Origin of the sequence: Streptomyces sp. NPDC087300 (assembly GCF_044744425.1) — a bacterium.
In the GTDB taxonomy this organism is placed as follows: Bacteria; Actinomycetota; Actinomycetes; order Streptomycetales; family Streptomycetaceae; genus Streptomyces.
The window spans coordinates 443,253-461,077 of sequence record NZ_JBIUYI010000002.1; the positions used below are offsets into that span (position 1 = coordinate 443,253).

General features: G+C 73.0%; 19 protein-coding genes. 13 read left to right on the forward strand and 6 right to left on the reverse strand.

All coding sequences use genetic code 11. From position 1 onward, the window contains the following. The first annotated feature begins 3 nt into the window (after positions 1-3). The 7 genes from mshB (at position 4) to ACIO9J_RS07625 (ending at position 7,386) form a co-directional block, all read left to right on the forward strand. Positions 4-927 (forward strand): N-acetyl-1-D-myo-inositol-2-amino-2-deoxy-alpha-D-glucopyranoside deacetylase, encoded by a 924-nt coding sequence (gene mshB / locus ACIO9J_RS07595; protein WP_401994104.1) that lies wholly within the window; start codon positions 4-6, stop codon positions 925-927. Between the two features lie 152 nt (positions 928-1,079). Further along, a complete protein-coding gene (locus ACIO9J_RS07600; RefSeq protein WP_401995888.1) occupies positions 1,080-1,448 on the forward strand; it encodes a DUF6113 family protein in 369 nt (122 codons plus the stop codon). A gap of 166 nt (positions 1,449-1,614) precedes the next feature. Continuing rightward, positions 1,615-3,771 carry a hypothetical protein gene (locus tag ACIO9J_RS07605; protein ID WP_401994107.1) on the forward strand — a complete coding sequence of 719 codons (2,157 nt, stop codon included), beginning with the start codon at positions 1,615-1,617 and terminating at the stop codon, positions 3,769-3,771. Between the two features lie 129 nt (positions 3,772-3,900). Beyond that, a complete protein-coding gene (locus tag ACIO9J_RS07610; protein WP_401994110.1) occupies positions 3,901-4,833 on the forward strand; it encodes an ABC transporter ATP-binding protein in 933 nt (310 codons plus the stop codon). After that, on the forward strand, positions 4,830-5,588 hold the full coding sequence (locus ACIO9J_RS07615; RefSeq protein WP_401994113.1) for an ABC transporter permease: 759 nt from the start codon (positions 4,830-4,832) through the stop codon (positions 5,586-5,588). Before ACIO9J_RS07610 ends, ACIO9J_RS07615 begins: the two co-directional genes overlap by 4 nt. Beyond that, entirely contained in the window at positions 5,585-6,781 is a 1,197-nt protein-coding gene (locus ACIO9J_RS07620) for a sensor histidine kinase (RefSeq protein WP_401994116.1), read from the forward strand. Before ACIO9J_RS07615 ends, ACIO9J_RS07620 begins: the two co-directional genes overlap by 4 nt. Beyond that, positions 6,778-7,386, forward strand: a complete 609-nt coding sequence (locus ACIO9J_RS07625; protein ID WP_401994118.1) for a DNA-binding response regulator — start codon at positions 6,778-6,780, stop codon at positions 7,384-7,386. The genes ACIO9J_RS07620 and ACIO9J_RS07625 overlap by 4 nt, the downstream gene beginning before the upstream one ends. A 30-nt stretch (positions 7,387-7,416) precedes the next feature. Here ACIO9J_RS07625 and ACIO9J_RS07630 read toward each other — a convergent pair whose 3' ends face one another. The 3 genes from ACIO9J_RS07630 to ACIO9J_RS07640 form a co-directional block, all read right to left on the reverse strand. Beyond that, positions 7,417-8,271, reverse strand: coding sequence for a transglutaminase family protein (locus ACIO9J_RS07630; protein ID WP_401994121.1), 855 nt, complete (start codon positions 8,269-8,271; stop codon positions 7,417-7,419). 79 nt (positions 8,272-8,350) lie between these two features. Beyond that, positions 8,351-9,199, reverse strand: a complete 849-nt coding sequence (locus ACIO9J_RS07635; RefSeq protein WP_401994124.1) for a tetratricopeptide repeat protein — start codon at positions 9,197-9,199, stop codon at positions 8,351-8,353. Positions 9,200-9,283: 84 nt separating this feature from the next. Then, positions 9,284-10,285, reverse strand: a complete 1,002-nt coding sequence (locus ACIO9J_RS07640; protein ID WP_401994127.1) for a GNAT family N-acetyltransferase — start codon at positions 10,283-10,285, stop codon at positions 9,284-9,286. A gap of 143 nt (positions 10,286-10,428) precedes the next feature. On the opposite strand from ACIO9J_RS07640, the gene fdxA reads away from it, so the two are divergent. Beyond that, entirely contained in the window at positions 10,429-10,749 is a 321-nt protein-coding gene (fdxA, locus tag ACIO9J_RS07645) for a ferredoxin (protein ID WP_030573070.1), read from the forward strand. Between the two features lie 136 nt (positions 10,750-10,885). Beyond that, entirely contained in the window at positions 10,886-11,983 is a 1,098-nt protein-coding gene (locus tag ACIO9J_RS07650; RefSeq protein ID WP_401994130.1) for a bifunctional succinyldiaminopimelate transaminase/glutamate-prephenate aminotransferase, read from the forward strand. Positions 11,984-12,052: 69 nt separating this feature from the next. On the opposite strand, the gene ACIO9J_RS07655 is transcribed toward ACIO9J_RS07650, so the two are convergent. Together ACIO9J_RS07655 and ACIO9J_RS07660 are read right to left on the reverse strand one after the other, a co-directional pair. Next, positions 12,053-12,496 carry an ATP-binding protein gene (locus tag ACIO9J_RS07655; RefSeq protein ID WP_401994133.1) on the reverse strand — a complete coding sequence of 148 codons (444 nt, stop codon included), beginning with the start codon at positions 12,494-12,496 and terminating at the stop codon, positions 12,053-12,055. Positions 12,497-12,821: 325 nt separating this feature from the next. Beyond that, positions 12,822-13,778, reverse strand: coding sequence for a heavy metal transporter (locus tag ACIO9J_RS07660; protein ID WP_401994135.1), 957 nt, complete (start codon positions 13,776-13,778; stop codon positions 12,822-12,824). A gap of 62 nt (positions 13,779-13,840) precedes the next feature. Between ACIO9J_RS07660 and dapE the strand changes: the two genes are divergently transcribed. Then, positions 13,841-14,920 (forward strand): succinyl-diaminopimelate desuccinylase, encoded by a 1,080-nt coding sequence (gene dapE / locus ACIO9J_RS07665; RefSeq protein WP_401994138.1) that lies wholly within the window; start codon positions 13,841-13,843, stop codon positions 14,918-14,920. A gap of 98 nt (positions 14,921-15,018) precedes the next feature. Next, a complete protein-coding gene (locus tag ACIO9J_RS07670) occupies positions 15,019-15,777 on the forward strand; it encodes a TIGR00730 family Rossman fold protein (RefSeq protein ID WP_401994141.1) in 759 nt (252 codons plus the stop codon). Positions 15,778-15,848: 71 nt separating this feature from the next. On the opposite strand, the gene folP is transcribed toward ACIO9J_RS07670, so the two are convergent. Further along, complete coding sequence (folP, locus tag ACIO9J_RS07675) at positions 15,849-16,709, reverse strand: dihydropteroate synthase (protein ID WP_401994144.1); 861 nt, start codon at positions 16,707-16,709, stop codon at positions 15,849-15,851. Positions 16,710-16,834: 125 nt separating this feature from the next. On the opposite strand from folP, the gene ACIO9J_RS07680 reads away from it, so the two are divergent. Both ACIO9J_RS07680 and ACIO9J_RS07685 read left to right on the forward strand, forming a co-directional pair. Next, the gene (locus ACIO9J_RS07680; RefSeq protein WP_401994147.1) at positions 16,835-17,236 is read left to right on the forward strand and encodes a DivIVA domain-containing protein; all 402 of its coding nucleotides are present in this window, start codon (positions 16,835-16,837) and stop codon (positions 17,234-17,236) included. Further along, complete coding sequence (locus ACIO9J_RS07685) at positions 17,233-17,823, forward strand: DNA-3-methyladenine glycosylase I (RefSeq protein ID WP_401994150.1); 591 nt, start codon at positions 17,233-17,235, stop codon at positions 17,821-17,823. Before ACIO9J_RS07680 ends, ACIO9J_RS07685 begins: the two co-directional genes overlap by 4 nt. Positions 17,824-17,825: the final 2 nt, after the last annotated feature.

The window sequence follows — 17,825 nt, forward strand, 5'->3', positions numbered from 1 at the left end:
CCCATGACGGAACTGCCCGCCCGGCGCCTGCTGCTCGTGCACGCGCACCCCGACGACGAGTCGATCACCACCGGCGCGACCATGGCCAGGTACGCGGCCGACGGCGCCCATGTCACGTTGGTGACCTGCACGCTCGGCGAGGAGGGCGAGGTCATCCCGGCCGAGCTCGCCCATCTCGCCGCCGACCGCGAGGACTCCCTGGGTGCCCAGCGCATCGGGGAGCTCGCGGCCGCCATGAAGGAGCTGGGGGTCACCGACCACCGCTTCCTCGGCGGCACCGGGCGGTACCGCGACTCCGGGATGATGGGCGCCGAGCAGAACCACCGGGCGGGTGCCTTCTGGTCGGCCGACCTCGACGAGGCGGCCGCGCACCTCGTCGAGGTGATCCGCGAGGTGCGCCCGCAGGTCCTCGTGACGTACGACCCGGACGGCGGCTACGGCCACCCCGACCACATCCAGGCGCACCGCGTCGCGATGCGGGCCGCCGAGCTCGCCGCCGAACCGGCCTTCCGCGCCGACCTCGGCGAGCCGCACACCATCGCCAAGATCTACTGGAACCGCGTGCCGCGCTCCGTCGCCGACGAGCGCTTCGCGTGGATGGCGGACGCGCTGCGGTTCTCGCCCTTCACCACCCCGGCGGTCGTCGACGACGTGCCGGGCGTCACCGACGACGAGCGCGTCACCACCGAGATCGACGGCACCGCCGTCAAGTCGGCGAAGGCGGCCGCGATGCGCGCCCACGCCACCCAGATCCAGGTCAGCGAGCCGCTCTTCGTCCTCTCCAACGACCGCGCCCAGCCCATCTTCGACGTGGAGTACTACGAGCTGGTGCGGGGAGAAGTGCCGACAGGGGACGGCGGTCGTGAGCGCGATCTCTTCGCCGGCCTCGAAAGGGTGACGGATGTGACTGAGGTGACCGCGCTGTGAGTACGCGTTCTCGTGCGTCGTCGGGAGCCGGTGCTCCCAAGCCCTCGAAGAAACCTTCCGGTTCGGGTTCCGGTTCCGGTTCGGGCCCGGCCGCCGCTCAGGGCGCCGCCGCCGCGGCCGCCGCTCCCGCGGGCAGCTTCCTCGCCCAGCCCCTGCGGCTGGGGAGGTTCCCCGCCTACGCCGGGCTCTTCGTGCTCGGCGCCCTCGTCGGCACGGCCGGGGCGCTGGTCCAAGGGGGCTTCTTCCCCGCCGGGTTGCTGCTCGGGCTCGTCGGTGCCGCGGGCGCCTTCTACGGCGGTGCGCGCGCGGTCGGCACCCGGGCGGGCGCCGTGGCGCCCGCGGCGGGCTGGCTGGTCGCCGTCGTCCTGCTGACCGCCACCAGACCCGAGGGCGACTTCATCTTCGCCGCGGGGCTCGGCTCGTACGGGTTCCTGCTCGGCGGCATGGCGGTGGCTGTGATGTGCGCCACGCTCGGCCAGCCGTCGCAACCGGGCGGCTCCGCCGCCCGACTTGGCAAGTGACGTACCACTTCGGCCCGTGTCCCGCACGGGTTTGACGCCGGTCACAGGATGAGTGCCGAGCGCGGCCAGTATGGTGGTGCGGCCGCCGAGCCTCCCCCACCTCCGGCCGGGGGGACCCCCTGCGAGAGGCCGAGACGGGCGGCGGAACCAACCGGGAGAACCTGCCTTGAGTCGTGAAACTGACAGTTCGTCCTCCGGGCCCCAGGGGCGCGGTGGAGCCGCATACCCCTCGGGGACGCCGCCGTACGGCTCCCCCGCACAGGGCGCTGCCGCGGACGGCGGCGCGGACGGTGCGCGGCGGCAGGCCGCCGACGAGCGGCCGGACGAGCCCGAGACCCAGACCACACTGACCACGCGGATCCGCATCAACATCCCCGGATCGCGCCCCATCCCGCCGGTCGTCGTACGGACGCCCGTCGGCGAGGGTGACGCCGTGCGCGCGGACGACGAGGGCCGCCGTGAGCCCCCCGCGCCGGGTGCTCCCGGTGCGGGCGAGGCCGGCCAGGACCCGTCGGCCGGGGTCCCGCTCGCCTCCGGCGGCGCCGGTGCGCGCCGTGCGGCAGGTGACTCCCTCGGTTCCGGTTCGGCTTTCGCCACGGGTGCGTCGCAGGCCTCGTCCGGCGGGGGCGGCGGCGCCCCCGAGGAGAAGACCAGCGACTGGTTCGCGCCGCGCAAGTCCGCGCCGGGCGCGGGCCCCGCGGCCAACGGCGGCTCCCCGGGCGCCGGTTCGGGCGTCCCCGGCGGCTCCCTCGGCCAGGGCGCGCCGCTCGACCAGGGCGACCCCTTCGACCGGAGCGGTACCGGCTCCGGCGGCTACGACGTGTCCGGCGCGGTGGCCTCGGGCCCCCTCGGCTCCGGCGCCCCGCAGGGCGGCGACCCGACGCGCGGCGACCTGCCGTACTTCTCCGGGGGCGCGGACGACTCGCGCGGCCAGGGCGGCCCCGCGGGCCCGACCGGCGGCCCGGTGACCGGCGACAGCCCGCTGACGCCGCCCCCGGCCCACGGCGGCCCGCACGGCGGCCCCGCCAACTCGGCGGGCCGGACGCCCCGTTCCGGCGGTCTGAGCGACGACACCGCGATCCTGACGCCGCAGAAGGCGGGCCCCATGACGCCGCCCGGCGGGCCGCGGCCGCCCGCCTCCGGCGGTCCCGACTCGCTGCCGGGCGGTCCCGGCGCGCCCACGCCGGGCGGCAACGTCTCCGGCGAGACGCTGACCAGCGGCATCCCCGTCGTACCGCCCGCCCAGGACAACTCGCCGTTCGCGGCAGGCGCGGGGGGCGACGGTCCGGTCGCGCACACCCCGCCGAAGCTGCCCGAGCCCGTCCGCTCCGACGTGCCGCCCGCCGCGCCCGCGCCGAAGGCGAAGCCGAAGAAGAAGGGCCGCAGCAAGCTGGTCCTCCTGGTGGCCCTCGTGGTCGTCGCGGGCTGCGGGGCGTACGGCGCGGGCCTGTTGATGAACCACGCCGACGTCCCCAAGGGCACCACGGTGCTCGGCGTCGACATCGGCGGCGGCACCCGCGACGAGGCCGTCAAGAAGCTCGACGCGGCGCTCGGCGAACGCGTCACCAAGCCCCTGAAGCTGTCGGTGGACGGCACGCCGGTCACGCTCAAGCCGGACCAGTCCGGGCTGACCCTGGACAGCCAGTCCACCGTCCGCGAGGCCGCGGGCAGCGACTACAACCCCGTCTCGGTGGTCGGCTCGCTGTTCGGCGGCGAGCGCGTCGTGGAGCCGGTCATGCCGGTCGACGAGGAGAAGCTGGCGGCGGCCCTGGAGCGCGCCGCGGGCGGCTCGGGCTCGGCCAAGGAGGGCACGGTCAAGTTCGTGCCCGGCAAGGCCGTCCCGGTCTACGGCAAGGTCGGCAAGGGCATCGACGCGGCCGCCTCGGCGACCGCCGTCGCCCAGGCCTACAAGAAGCAGGTCGAGACCGGCAGCGCGGGCACCGTCCAGGTCCCCGTCACCACCCGCAAGCCGACGGTCTCCAAGGCCGCGGTCGACCAGTTCATGACCCGCTTCGCCAAGCCGGCCATGTCCGCCAACGTCACGATCTCGGCGGGCGGCAAGTCGATCCCGCTGGGCCCGGCGAAGTCGCTGCCGAAGGTCCTGGAGACCAAGGTCCTCAAGGACGGCACGCTCCAGGAGCACTACAACCTCGAAGAGCTCAAGAAGCTCTACGGCAACGTCTTCGACGGCGTGCTGATCCAGCGAGGCAACGGGGACAAGACGCCCGTCCAGCCGACCGACGTCGCCCAGGCGATGGGCAAGGCGCTGATGGGCAAGACGCCCGCCGAGCGGATCGGCGTGATCGAGACCAACGCCAGCTGACACCGCTGGTCACGAGAGGCCGGGCACCCGCCGACGCGGGCGCCCGGCCTTCCGTATGACATCTGTCATCCCGGACACGCAACACACGACACTGCCGCCGCCCGCCGCCGCCCGGCGACGATGGATCACATGACGACGACCACGAAGGCGCCCGGTACCCCGGCCGTGCGCTTCGAGCAGGTGACCAAGAGCTACGGCGACGTGCGTGCCGTGGACGCGCTCACCCTCGACCTCAGGCCCGGCGAGACCGTGGCCCTGCTCGGGCCGAACGGCGCGGGCAAGTCCTCCACGCTCGACCTGCTGCTCGGCCTGCGGCAGCCGGACAGCGGCACCGTGCGGGTCTTCGGCACCAGCCCGCGCGAGGCGATCACCGCCGGCCGGGTCGGCGCCATGCTCCAGAGCGGCGGCCTGATGGACGAGGTCACCGTGCGGGAGCTGGTGCGGCTCGCCTGCGCGCTGCACCCCAGGCCCCACCGGGTGGGCGACGTGCTCGCCCACGCGGGCGTCACCCAGATCGCCGACCGCAAGGTCAACAAGCTCTCCGGCGGCCAGGAGCAGCGGGTGCGCTTCGCGCTCGCCACGGCCGGCGAGAACGACCTGATCGTCCTGGACGAGCCGACCACCGGCATGGACGTCACCGCCCGCCAGGCGTTCTGGGCGACCATGCGGGACCAGGCCGAACAGGGCCGCGCGGTCCTCTTCGCCACGCACTACCTGGAGGAGGCCGACGCGATCGCCGACCGCGTCCTGGTGCTGCACCGCGGCCGGCTCCTCGCGGACGGCACCGCCGCCGAGATCAAGGCCAAGGCGGGCGCCCGCAAGGTCTCCTTCGACCTGGCCGACCTCGACGAGGCCCTGGCGGCCGAGCTGCGCGCGCTGCCCTTCCTGACCACCGTCGACGTGTCGGGCCACACCGTCCGTCTTCAGTCGACGGACGCCGACGCCACCGTGCACGCGCTGTACGGCCTCGGCGTCTACCCCCGGAACCTGGAGGTCGCGGGGCTCGGCCTCGAACAGGCCTTCGTGGCAATCACCGAGGCCGAGGAGGCCAGGACCCGATGAACCAAGCCTTCGCCTCGCGCGCGCTGGTCAAGCTGGAGATCACCCGCTCGCTGCGCAACCGCAAGTTCCTCTTCTTCTCCGTGATCTATCCGTCGCTGCTCTTCCTGATCATCGCGGGCGGCCAGTCGAGCACCGAGAAGGTCGAGGGGACGGGCCTGAACCTGCCCGCCTTCTTCATGGTCTCGATGGCGTCCTTCGGCGCCCTCACCGCCGTCCTGATGGGCAACAGCGAACGCATCGCCAAGGAGCGCGAGAACGGCTGGGTGCGCCAGCTGCGCCTGACCTCGCTCCCCGGGCGCGGCTACGTCCTCGCCAAGACCGCGAGCGCGGCCGTGGTGAGCCTGCCGTCCATCGTCGTGGTGTTCGTGGTCGCCGCAGCCGTCAAGGACGTCCGCTTCGACGCCTGGCAGTGGCTGGCCCTGGTCGGCGCGATCTGGGCGGGCAGCCTCTGCTTCGCCGCGCTCGGCGTGGCCATCGGCTACCTCGCGACCGGCGACGCGGTGCGCCCGATCACGATGATCGTCTACTTCGGGCTCTCCGTGCTCGGCGGCCTGTGGATGCCGACGACGACCTTCCCGCAGTGGCTCCAGAACATCGCGTCCTGGCTGCCCACGCACGCGTACGCTGCCCTCGGACAGGCCATCGAACTGGGCAACGCCCCGCACGCGAAGGACGTCACCCTCCTCGTCGCCTACTTCCTGCTCTTCGCGGGCGGCGCCGCGTGGCTGTACCGGAAGGACACACTGAAGGCGTGAGCGAGAACGAAGCCGTGGGCAACGAGCTGCACCCCGTCTACACGTTCGGGCGACCGCCCCAGGGCCGCAGGCAGTTCCTGACGAAGGCGGCCTGGATCGGCGTCTGGCTGATCTTCCTGAGCTCCCCGATCAAGGACCTGACCGAGGGCCGCCACACGCCCTTCGCCACGGTGTGCGGCTGGCTCGGCCTCGCGGTTTTCGTGGGCTGCTATCTGACCCTGGTCTTCCGCTACACCACGAGGATCCTCCACTGGGGCGCCGTCATCGGCTCGTTCACGGTGCTCGTCGTCCTGGCCGCGACCCTCTCGTTCTGCTTCGGCGACCAGTGGCTCGGGCTCTTCGTGTACGTCGCGGTGTCCGCGGGAGCGGTCCTCCCGGTGCGGTACGCGCTGTGGGTCATCCCCGCGGTCACCGTCCTGATGATCCTGGTGGGCCTGCGCGACGACGGGATCGGCGACCTGATCACCAACCTCGGCGTGATCACCCTCCTGGTGGGCTTCGCGATGTCCGGCGTACGCGAACTGATCCGCACGACGATCCAGCTCCGCCAGGCCCGCGCCACCGTCGCCCAGCTCGCCGCCAACGAGGAGCGGCTGCGGCTCGCCAGGGACCTGCACGACCTGCTCGGCCACTCGCTCTCGCTGATCACGCTCAAGAGCGAGCTCGCCGGGCGGATGCTCCCCACCGACCCCGACAAGGCGGCCCAGCAGGTCGCCGACATCGAACAGGTCAGCCGCCAGGCGCTGGTGGACGTGCGCGAGGCGGTCTCCGGCTACCGGCGGCGCACCCTGGCGGGCGAGCTCGCGGGCGCGCGCACGGCGCTCACCGCCGCGGGCGTCGAGGCCGACGTGCCGCTCGAAGCCCCCGCCGAACTGCCCGGCGAGGAGGGCGAGGCGGCCCTCGCGTGGGCGCTGCGGGAGGCCGTGACCAACGTCGTACGGCACAGCGGCGCCCGGCGCTGCACGGTGACGTTCACGGCCCGCCAGACGCTCGCGGGACGGCGCTTCGAACTGTGTGTGGAGGACGACGGCTCGGGCGGCCCGCCCGCCGCGCCGGGCAACGGCCTGACGGGCCTCGCCGAGCGCGTGGCGGCCGTCGGCGGCGACCTGGAGACCGGCCCCGCCGCCCGCCACGGCTTCCGCCTCACCGTCCGCGTGCCGCTCGCCGACGCGGCCGTAGGATCCCCCTCATGAGCATCAGGGTTCTCCTCGCCGAAGATCAGTCGATGGTCAGGGAGGCCCTGGCCGCCCTGCTCGGTCTCGAACCGGACATCGAGGTCGTCGCCCAGGTGTCCCGCGGCGACGAGGTGCTCGCGGCCGCCCGCTCGCACGACGTGGACGTGGCGCTGCTCGACATCGAGATGCCGGGGTGCACGGGCATCGAGGCGGCCGCCCAACTGCACGGCGAACTGCCCGGTTTGAAGGTGGTCATCCTCACCACGTTCGGGCGGCCCGGCTATCTGCGCAGCGCCATGGAGTCCGGCGCCGACGCGTTCCTGGTCAAGGACGCGCCCGCGGCCCAGCTCGCCGCCGCGGTGCGCAAGGTGCTCGCGGGGGAGCGGGTCATCGACCCGACGCTGGCCGCCGCGGCCCTCGCGGGGGGCGCGAACCCGCTCACCGACCGCGAGCGCGAGGTGCTCCGCGCGGCCGCCGACGGCGCCACCAACGCCGAACTCGCCAAGGACCTGCACCTCTCGCAGGGCACGGTCCGCAACTACCTCTCGACGGCGATCCAGAAGCTGGCCGTGCGCAACCGCGCCGAGGCCGTCAAGGTCGCCAGGGACAAGGGCTGGCTCTGAGCCGCACCCCGAACGCCCGCGCGTGAGCGGTCAGTTCAGCATCGCCCGCGCCCCGTGCGCCTGCCGCCGCACCCGGTCCGCCGTCGCCGCGTCCTCGGCGGCGACCGCGTCGGCGTACGCGTCGAGCTCCCGCGCGCCCCTGAGGTAGTCCCCGCGCTGGACCAGGAGTTCGGCGCGCTCGTAGTGCAGCCGGGCGGGCGGCGCGGGCAGCAGCAGCGAGAGGTCGATCGCCCACAGCGAGACGTCGGAGCGTTCGGGCCGTGGCGCGGCCCAGGCGCGGACGTTGTTCAGGATCCGCCACACGATGTCCAGGGTCCCCGCGGGCCGCAGCATCGACGGCGCGAGCGGCTCCCCGGTGGCCGCCGCGACGAGCAACTCGGCGTCGTTCGCGGTCAGTACGCGGCCGCCGGCGAAGGCGTCGGCGAGCACCTGGTCCCGCCCGCTCCCGAAACCGACCACGAAGTGGCCAGGCAGCGCCACGCCGTGCACGGGCGCGCCCGCGCGCCGCGCCACCTCCATCCAGAGCACCGAGAGCAGGATCGGCAGGCCCCTGCGGCGGCTGAGCACCTCGTGCAGGAGGGAGGACTCCAGGCGCTGGTAGACACCGGGGCCGCCCTTGAACCCGTAGCGCCGGCCCAGGAGTTCGGCCACCGCGAGGGCCCAGGCGCGGGGCTCGTCGGCCGTTCCCGGGCCGCGCGCGGAGACGCTCTGCGCGACCTGCCGGGCCAGCCGGTCGAGCAGCCGCCGCGCCGCGCCGATGTCGGCCGTGCCGAGCGAGGGGTCGGCCTCCGTGCCGATCAGCAGGCAGAGCAGTGCGAGATCGGGCCGCGCGGACCCGGCCTCGTCCGCGAACAGGCGCCGCCACTGGGCGGTGGGGGGATGCATACGTCGGTGGTGCCCGGTCGGGCCGATCGATACGTCCGTCCGGGGTCGGCGCGGTGCGGCAAGTGGCGAGCCGCGCGCGTCAGTTGAGCATCGATCGGGCGGCCCGCGCCTGGTGCCGCACCCGCTCCGCCGTGGTCGGCTCGACCGTCGTCACCACATCGGCGTACTCGTCCAGGGCCTGCGCGCCGCCCAGGAAGTCCCCGCGCTGTACGAGGAGTTGGGCCCGCTCGTAGCGCAGCCTGGCCGGGTGCGAGGGCAGCAGCAGGGTCAGTTCGAGGGCCCACAGCGCGACGTCGGAGCGCTCCGGGCGGGCGGCGGCCCAGGCGCGGATGTTGTTGAGGATGCGCTGGATGATGTTCAGCGGGTCGGCGGGCGTCAGCATCGAGGGATGGATGCCGCCGCCCGTCTTGCCGGCCACCAGGAGCTCCGCGTCCGCGCCGGTGAGCAGCCGCCCGCCGTCGAACGGGTCGGCGAGCACCTGGTCGTCCTTGGGGCCGAAGCCGACCACGAAGTGGCCGGGAAGGGCCACGCCGTAGACGGGCGCGCCCGCGCGCCGCGCCACCTCCATCCACACCACCGACAGCAGGATCGGCAGGCCCCTGCGCCGCCGCAGCACCTCGTGCAGCAGCGAGGACTCAAGACGCTGGTAGTCGCCCGGCGTCCCCTCGAACCCGCACTGCCCGCCGAGGAGTTCGGCGAGCGCGGCGGCCCAGGCCCGCGGCCCGCCGGGCCGGAACGGCAACAGGCCCGCCAGGCGGTCCAGTTCGATCTCGGCCGCGTCGATGCCCGCCTCGTCCAGGGCGGGGTCCGCCTCCGCGCCGATCAACAGGCACAGCGGCGCGAGACCGGGCCGTTCGGACCGTGCCTCGTCGGCGAACCGCCGCCGCCATTCGCCGGACTCCGCGTGCATACGTGCCTCGTGTCTCATGCCCCTACGGGCGTTGTTTCCCGTGCCGTGCTCTCGTGCAGTGCTGCTCGTCCATGAAGGTGTACCGCCCGCGTACGGACCCGCTCAGCCGGCCCCGTACCGGTAGTGGTGGTAGGCGTGATGTGCCGAGAAGCCCATCGCGCCGTACAGCGCCCGCGCACCGTCGTTGTCGTCCTCCACCTGTAGCCAGGCCGCCGACGCGCCCTCCGCGACGGCCTGCCGGGACAGCGCGGTCATCACCGCGGTGGCGAGCCCCTGGCGCCGGTGCCCGGGGTCCACCTCGACCGCCATGAACCCGGCCCAGCGCCCGTCCACCACGCACCGCCCGATCGCGGCCGGGGAATCACCGCTCCCGGGCACGGAAGCGAACCACACCGAGGGCCCGCTCGCCAGCACCTTGAGCACATGCGGTCCGCGAACCCCGAACCGCTTGTACCGCCGCAGCCACGCCTCGTCATAGGACCGGGAGAGTTCCACGCGGGTCACGTCCGCGTCCAGGTCCCCGACCGGGGCGAGTGCGCCGATGTGCAGTTGCGCGCTCACCTCGCGCGCCCAGCCGCGCGCCTCCAGCTCGGCGCAGAGCAGCTCCTGGGTGCCCTCGGCGCCGGTCGCGGCCTGGACGTAGGCGGGCAGCTCCCGGGCCGCGTACCAGTCGCGCACGCGCTCCAGGGCCTCGTCCAGGGGGACACCGGGATCGCCGAGGGGCAGCACCGAGTTGGCCCGCCGGGTGAAGCCGGCGGCGGCCCGCAGCTCCCAGTCGCCGAGCGGCTCGCTCTCCACCGGCTGCCAGGCCCGCGCGCTCACCCGCGCCAGCTCCCGGTACGAGGCGGCGGGCCCCCGCCTGCGCGCCGGAGCGGCCGGCACGACCTTCCCCGCGACCAGTGAACGCTCGTCGATCCGGACGCTCTCACCGTCACGTCGTGTGATGAGCACCACACCGTCGTTCCACGATGTGAGAACGCCCACCGTGTCGGTGAACTTCTCGGCAGGCTCAGGCGCCCCGCTCATGCGTCGAACAGAGACGCGTTTACCCACGTCAGCAGGGGTGATTCGGACCTCAAGCCGTCCGCCCGCAGTGAATTCCACAGCTCTGTACGCCCCTCCTGTTCGGATCATGCCCGGGAACGGAGATACTAGGGGCGGGCATCGACGACGCCGCGCTCCCGCGCGCCAGGCGAGCGGAGCCTGAGGACGGCCCGCCAACGCCCGTATCGAGGAGGAACGACAGCGTGACCTACGTCATCGCGCAGCCTTGTGTCGACGTCAAGGACAAGGCGTGCATCGAGGAGTGCCCGGTCGACTGCATTTACGAGGGCTCCAGGTCCTTGTACATCCACCCGGACGAATGCGTCGACTGCGGAGCCTGCGAACCGGTCTGCCCGGTCGAGGCGATCTTCTACGAGGACGACACTCCTGAGGAGTGGAAGGACTACTACAAGGCGAACGTCGAGTTCTTCGACGAGCTCGGTTCGCCCGGTGGCGCGAGCAAGCTCGGTCTGATCGAGCGCGACCACGCCTTCATCGCCGCCCTGCCGCCGCAGAACCAGTAACGGCAGTTCGAGCGCCGCCCCGGTCCCGTACGGCACGTCCGCTGTACGGGACCGGGGCATTTGCACAGCGGCGTACGCACGCGACGTACGCACGTACCAGCGCCTTACGCACCACACGCATTACGGGAGTCACCACGTGTCCGTAGTCTCCGACCGTCTTCCCACCTTCCCCTGGGACAAGCTCGAGCCGTACAAGGCCACGGCGGCCGCCCACCCCGGCGGCATCGTCGACCTCTCGGTGGGCACCCCGGTCGATCCGGTGCCCGAGCTCATCCAGAAAGCGCTGGTCGCGGCCGCGGACTCGCCGGGCTATCCCACGGTGTGGGGCACCACGGAGCTGCGCGACGCGATCACCGGCTGGTGCGAACGCCGCCTCGGCGCCCGCGACGTCACCCACCGCAACGTCCTGCCGGTGGTGGGCTCCAAGGAACTGGTGGCCTGGCTCCCGACGCAGTTGGGCCTCGGCCCGGGGGACGTGGTCGCCTACCCGCGGCTCGCCTACCCGACGTACGAGGTGGGGGCGCGCCTGGCCCGCGCGGAGTACGTCGCCTACGACGACCCGACCGAGCTCGACCCGACGCACCTCAAGCTCCTGTGGCTCAACTCGCCCTCGAACCCGACCGGTCGGGTCCTGTCCAAGGACGAGCTGACCCGCACCGTCGCCTGGGCGCGCGAGCACGGCGTGCTGCTCGTCAGCGACGAGTGCTACCTGGAGCTCGGCTGGGAGGCGGAGCCCGTCTCGGTGCTCCACCCGGACGTGTGCGGCGGTTCGTACGAGGGGATCGTCGCCGTCCACTCGCTCTCCAAGCGGTCCAACCTCGCGGGCTACCGCGCGGCGTTCGTCGCCGGTGACGCGGGCGTGCTCGGCGATCTGCTCCAGATCCGCAAGCACGGCGGCATGATGACGTCGGCGCCGACCCAGGCCGCCGTGGTGGCCGCGCTCGGCGACGACCAGCACGTGCGCGAGCAGCGCGAGCGGTACGCGGCCCGGCGCACGGCCCTGCGCGACGCGCTCCTGAAGCACGGCTTCCGCATCGAGCACAGCGAGGCGAGCCTCTACCTGTGGGCGACCCGCGACGAGTCCTGTTGGGACACCGTCGGGCACCTCGCCGAGCTCGGCATCCTGGTGGCGCCCGGCGACTTCTACGGCCCGGCCGGCGAGACCTTCGTCCGGGTGGCGCTGACCGCGACGGACGAGCGCGTGGCGCAGGCGGTCGCGCGCCTGGCCGCCTGAGGCGCGCCGGCGACGGACACGCGAAGGGCCCGGAGCCATCGGCTCCGGGCCCTTCGCGCGTGCCGTGGATCAGCCGAGGGGCAGACCCTTGAGCGGCAGCTGGTCGGTGGGCAGACCGCCCTTGGTGACGGCGTCGGTGGGCAGACCGCCGTCGGTCGCCGTGCCCGCGGTGTCGCCGAGCACCTCGCCCGCGCTGCCCGCGACGTCTCCTGCGGCCTTCTGGGCGGCCGGGGTGGTGGTCTTGGCGCCCTTGCCGACGGCCTTGCCCGCGGCCGGGACGGCCTTCTTCACGGCCTTGCTGCCGGTGTCACCGGCGAGCTTGCTGACGTTCTGGGCGGCACCGTCGACGGTGTTGCCCAGATTCGCACCGTCCACAGCGGTCAGCCCGCCCAGGTCGGGGGCGGCCGGGAGGGCCGCGGCGCTTGCGGAGCCGGCCGCACCGACCACGGAAGCTGCACCCGCTGCGCTGAGCAGCGCGGCACGGGCGATCCGGCGGGTCAGGGGGAGGGACATGATGCTCCTTCAGACGGGAGAGAACGTTGGGTCGTCCGGCCGGATCGGCTCCGGCGTGCCACCGGATGGGTTCCGGCGATCGGACGCAGTGACTACCGCTCGAAGTCCGCGAAGGTTGCGGTGGGCCAACGTAAAGAGTTGGCAATGCGTCGCATTATCGGCTGCGGATAAAAACGGGCAAACGCCATCGGGTCAGAATCGCCGCGGAATCCTTAATCCCCTTTGTTCTCAAGGGATTTGGGGAGTACGGGGGTGGGTAGGGGGAAAACCGCGCGTGATGGCACCGGCCGATGATCCCCGTGCCCCGATCGAGTGATCGGCCGTACTACTGCCCGGTGGTGATTCGGACCTCGGAGACGTCCCGCGCGGGCCCCGCGGCGCCGCTCCCGCGGTCCTTCGCCGTCCTCTGCCACCGCCCGGCGCCGTCCCCGGCGTCCCCGCCGCCCGTGAAGTCGTCGGCCGACATCGCCCGCCACTCGCGTCCCGCGTAGGAGACCCGCTCGATGCGCAGCGCGGAGGCCTGGGCCACCGCCCAGTGCGCCAGCTCCCAGCCGCGCTCGGGGGCGCCGCCGCCCGCCGTCGTCATCGTCGAGGTCACCGGCACCGACACCGTGCGGCCCCCGGCGTCGTCGGGCCGCACCGCACGGCCGAAGTCGCGGGCCAGCGCGGCCCGCACCCGCGCGGGACCGCCCGGATCCGTGCCGGGCCTGCCCTCGCAGTCGAGGGTGGCGGGCGCCCGCCCGGTCAGCGCGGCGGCGAGCACCGACGCGTCCGGCTCGTGCTTGGCGTACGCCTGCGGATAGCCGCTGTGCTGCACGCGCTGGGCGGCGACCGTCAGGGGCAGCCGCGAGTAGCCGGGGACGTCGGCGAGATGGGCGTAGAAGCGGGCCGAGGAGTACGCCGGGTCCATGATCTGCCGCGCGTCGCCCCAGCCCTGCGAGGGCCGCTGCTGGAAGAGGCCGAGCGAATCCCGGTCGCCGTGGCTGATGTTGTGCAGGCCCGACTCCTGGAGCGCGGTGGCCAGGGCGATGGTCACCGCCCGCTCGGGCATGCCGCGCGAGGTGCCGACCGCGGCGACCGTCGAGGCGTTGCGCGCCTGCTCGGCGGTGAACGTGTACGAAGCGCCGTCGCCGTCGCCCGACACCACCGTGCACCGCGGCTCGGGCCTGCCCCCGTACACGTACTGCACCGCCACGTAGCCCGTGACGGCCAGCAGCACGGCGCACGCGGTCCACAGACGCAGGAGACGGCCGCGCCGCAGCGGGGTGGGGGGCTCAGGCACGCGTCCAAGGTACTGGAGTCCACCGAGCGGCCGTCGGTACCTGTGAGGTTAGGGTCGTGCGCATGACGCAGACCCCTCTTGACCTCACGTTGGACGCCGCGGAGCTGACCGCACGGCTGGTCGATTTCCCGTCCCCGAGCGGGTCCGAGAAAGAGCTCGCCGACGCCATCGAGACGGCCCTGCGCGCTCTGCCGCACCTCACCGTCGACCGGCACGGCAACAACGTGGTGGCCCGCACGAACCTCGGCCACGCGGAGCGGGTCATCCTCGCCGGGCACATCGACACCGTGCCGATCGCGGACAACGTGCCCTCCCGCCTGGACGACGACGGCGTCCTGTGGGGCTGCGGCACCTGTGACATGAAGTCGGGCGTCGCCGTCCAGCTGCGCATCGCGCAGACCGTGACCGAGCCCAACCGCGACCTGACCTTCGTCTTCTACGACAACGAAGAGGTGGCCGCCCACCTGAACGGCCTCGGGCACGTCGCCGAGGCGCACCCCGACTGGCTCGCGGGCGACTTCGCGATCCTCCTGGAGCCCACCGACGGCCTGGTCGAGGGCGGCTGCCAGGGCACGCTGCGGGTGCTCCTGAAGACGAAGGGCGAGCGGGCGCACTCCGCGCGCGCGTGGATGGGCTCCAACGCCATCCACGCCGCCACCCCGATCCTCCAGAGGCTCGCCGCGTACGAGCCGCGCAAGCCGGTCGTCGAGGGCCTCCAGTTCCACGAGGGCCTCAACGCCGTCCGCATCGAGGGCGGCGTCGCCACCAACGTCATCCCCGACGAGTGCACCGTCACCGTCAACTTCCGCTACGCGCCCGACCGCAGCGAGGAGGAGGCACTCGCCTTCGTACGCGACTACTTCGCGGACTGCGGCGTCGCGGAGTTCATCGTCGACGACCACACGGGCGCGGCCCGCCCCGGCCTCACCCACCCCGCGGCCGCCGCCTTCGTGGCGGCCGTCGGCGGCGAGGCCCGCCCCAAGTTCGGCTGGACGGACGTCGCGCGCTTCAGCAGCCTCGGTGTGCCCGCGGTCAACTACAGCCCCGGCGACCCGCTGCTCGCCCACAAGGTCGACGAGCGCGTCGAGGCGAAGCGGATCCCGGAGGCGGAGGAGCGGCTGCGCGGCTGGCTGACGGCATAGCACCGGTGAGGCTCCTGGTACCGGACATCCCGAGGTCCCTCGGACGTAACCCGCGTAGACCTACGCTGTGAGTCACGCACGTATGGAGGGAGCAGACGATGAGCAATCCCGAGGGCCCCGAGGCCAGGAAGCGTCCCGAGGAGCAGCGGCTCGGCCCGGTCCTGCGCAGGCGCGACCAGGTGCAGCCCGGCACCACCGACCAGCGTCTCCTCGACTCCGACGGACCTTCTGAATGGGTGCACACCGACCCCTGGAGAGTCCTGCGCATCCAGTCCGAGTTCATCGAGGGCTTCGGCACGCTCGCCGAACTCCCGCCCGCGATCAGCGTGTTCGGCTCGGCGCGCACCGCTGAGGACTCGCCCGAGTACGCGGCGGGCGTGGAGATCGGCAAGGCGCTCGTGGAGGCCGGTTTCGCGGTCATCACGGGCGGCGGGCCCGGCGCGATGCAGGCCGCGAACCAGGGCGCGGTCGAGGCCAAGGGCACCTCGGTCGGCCTGGGCATCGAGCTGCCCTTCGAGCAGGGCCTCAACCAGTACGTCGACATCGGTGTGAACTTCCGGTACTTCTTCGTCCGCAAGACGATGTTCGTGAAGTACGCGCAGGGCTTCGTGGTCCTGCCCGGCGGCCTCGGCACCCTGGACGAACTCTTCGAAGCGCTCACCCTCGTGCAGACCCGCAAGGTCACGCGCTTCCCGATCGTCCTGTTCGGGTCGGCGTACTGGAACGGCCTGATCGAGTGGCTGCGCGACACGGTCATCGCCCAGGGCAAGGCGTCCGAGGCGGACCTGCTCCTCTTCCACGTCACGGACGACGTGGAAGAGGCGATCTCCCTGGTGACGAAGGAAGTCGGAAAGTAGCGCCCCGCGCGCGGGGGCGGGCCCTCAGGCCGGCCCTCGCGCGCGCCACGGCGGGCGGCCGGTGCCTGTGGTCAGGCCAGTCCTCGCCGCGCCACGGCAGGCGGCCGGTGCCCCGCGATCGTCGCCACCATGTCGAGCACCTGGCGCGTCTCCGCGACCTCGTGCACGCGGTAGACCTGCGCGCCGAGCCACGCCGAGACCGCCGTCGTCGCCAGGGTGCCGATGACGCGTTCCTTGACCGGCTTGTCGAGGGTCTCGCCGACGAAGTCCTTGTTGGACAGCGAGACCAGGACCGGCCAGCCCGTGTCCGTCATCTCGCCCAGCCTGCGGGTGGCCTCCAGGCTGTGCCGGGTGTTCTTGCCGAAGTCGTGCCCCGGGTCGATCATCACGGACTCGCGCGGCACGCCGAGTTCCACCGCGCGCTCGGCCAGACCGACCGTCACGCGCAGGATGTCGGCCATCACGTCGTCGTACGTGATCCGGTGCGGCCTCGTACGCGGCTCGGCGCCCCCCGCGTGTGTGCACACCAGGCCCACCCGGTAGCGGGCCGCGACCTCCGCGAGCTTCGGGTCGACCCCGCCCCAGGCGTCGTTGAGCACGTCGGCGCCCGCTTCGCAGACCGCCTCGCCCACGTCGTGCCGCCAGGTGTCGACGCTGATCACCACGTCGGGGAACCGCCTGCGCACCTCGGCGACGAAGCCGACCGTGCGGCGCGCCTCCTCCTGCGCGGTGACCTCCTCGCCGGGTCCCGCCTTGACCCCGCCGATGTCGATGATCGCGGCGCCCTCGGCCACCGCCTGCTCCACCCGGGCCAGCGCGGGCTCGTCACGGAACGTGGCGCCCTGGTCGTAGAAGGAGTCCGGGGTCCGGTTGACGATCGCCATGATCACCGGCTCGTGCGCGTCGAACTCGCGCCTGCCAAGCCTGAGCATCCCCTGTGGTCCTCCTGGGTCCTTGTCGCACTTCGGCCGCCTGCGACCTTAACTGTCAGTGGCGCATGGCACGATCGGACCCTGACAGTTTCAGCACGGGCAGTCGAGCGTGGGGGCCTGAAGAGATGGTCTTGTTCTTGTTCCTGGTCATCGCCCTCGTGGTGGTGGTCGGCGCGGTGACGCTCGCCGTGGTCGGCGGCGGCGAGGGCGGGGCGCTGCCCGACGCCGCGCCCGAGCGTTTCACCGACCCGCTGCCCGAGGACCGCCCGCTGCGCCGCGCCGACGTGGACGAGGTGCGCTTCCCGCTGACCCTGCGGGGTTACCACATGGGTGAGGTGGACGAGGTGCTCGGCCGCCTCGGGGCCGAGCTGGCCGAGCGGGACGCCCGCATCGCCGAGCTGGAGGCGGCCCTGGCCGGTGCACAGGCCACCGCGGTCGGCGACAAGCGCCTCTTCGAGGGGTACGCGCCACGCGCGGCGGCCCCGGCCCCCGACGAGCACGAGCGGCAGACAGGGGACGACCAGTGAGCACGAGCGACGCCGTAGCGGGTCCCGACGGGGGCCTGCGCTGCCCCTGGGGCCTGTCCACCGAGGACTACGTGGCGTACCACGACGACGAATGGGGCCGCCCGGTCCACGGCGACGACGCGCTGTACGAGCGGCTCTGCCTGGAGGCGTTCCAGTCGGGCCTGTCGTGGATCACGATCCTGCGGCGCCGCGAGGGCTTCCGCACGGCCTTCGCCGACTTCAAGATCGCCTCGGTCGCGGAGTTCACCGACGAGGACCGCGAGCGGCTCCTCGTCGACCCCGGGATCATCCGCAACCGCGCCAAGATCGACGCGACGCTGGCCAACGCGCGCGTGCTCGCCGACTGGTCCGAAGGCGAACTGGACGCGCTGATCTGGTCGTTCGCGCCGGACGCCGCCGCACGCAAGGCGCCGAGGAAGCTCTCCGACGTACCCGCGATCACCGACGAGTCCACGGCCCTGTCCAAGGCCCTCAAGAAGCGCGGCATCCGCTTCGTCGGCCCCACCACGGCGTACGCGTTGATGCAGGCCTGCGGCCTGGTCAACGACCACCTCGCGGACTGCGTGGCCCGCGAGGCGGCCGGCTAGCC

Excerpts from the sequence above, each read along its gene's own strand:
- mshB (WP_401994104.1), top strand. The coding sequence starts at position 4 with ATGACGGAACTGCCCGCCCGGCGCCTGCTGCTCGTGCACGCGCACCCC.
- ACIO9J_RS07610 (WP_401994110.1), top strand. The coding sequence starts at position 3,901 with ATGACGACGACCACGAAGGCGCCCGGTACCCCGGCCGTGCGCTTCGAG.
- ACIO9J_RS07615 (WP_401994113.1), top strand. The coding sequence starts at position 4,830 with ATGAACCAAGCCTTCGCCTCGCGCGCGCTGGTCAAGCTGGAGATCACC.
- ACIO9J_RS07625 (WP_401994118.1), top strand. The coding sequence starts at position 6,778 with ATGAGCATCAGGGTTCTCCTCGCCGAAGATCAGTCGATGGTCAGGGAG.
- ACIO9J_RS07630 (WP_401994121.1), bottom strand. The coding sequence starts at position 8,271 with ATGCATCCCCCCACCGCCCAGTGGCGGCGCCTGTTCGCGGACGAGGCC.
- ACIO9J_RS07635 (WP_401994124.1), bottom strand. The coding sequence starts at position 9,199 with ATGAGACACGAGGCACGTATGCACGCGGAGTCCGGCGAATGGCGGCGG.
- ACIO9J_RS07655 (WP_401994133.1), bottom strand. The coding sequence starts at position 12,496 with ATGTCCCTCCCCCTGACCCGCCGGATCGCCCGTGCCGCGCTGCTCAGC.
- dapE (WP_401994138.1), top strand. The coding sequence starts at position 13,841 with ATGACGCAGACCCCTCTTGACCTCACGTTGGACGCCGCGGAGCTGACC.
- ACIO9J_RS07670 (WP_401994141.1), top strand. The coding sequence starts at position 15,019 with ATGAGCAATCCCGAGGGCCCCGAGGCCAGGAAGCGTCCCGAGGAGCAG.
- folP (WP_401994144.1), bottom strand. The coding sequence starts at position 16,709 with ATGCTCAGGCTTGGCAGGCGCGAGTTCGACGCGCACGAGCCGGTGATC.
- ACIO9J_RS07680 (WP_401994147.1), top strand. The coding sequence starts at position 16,835 with ATGGTCTTGTTCTTGTTCCTGGTCATCGCCCTCGTGGTGGTGGTCGGC.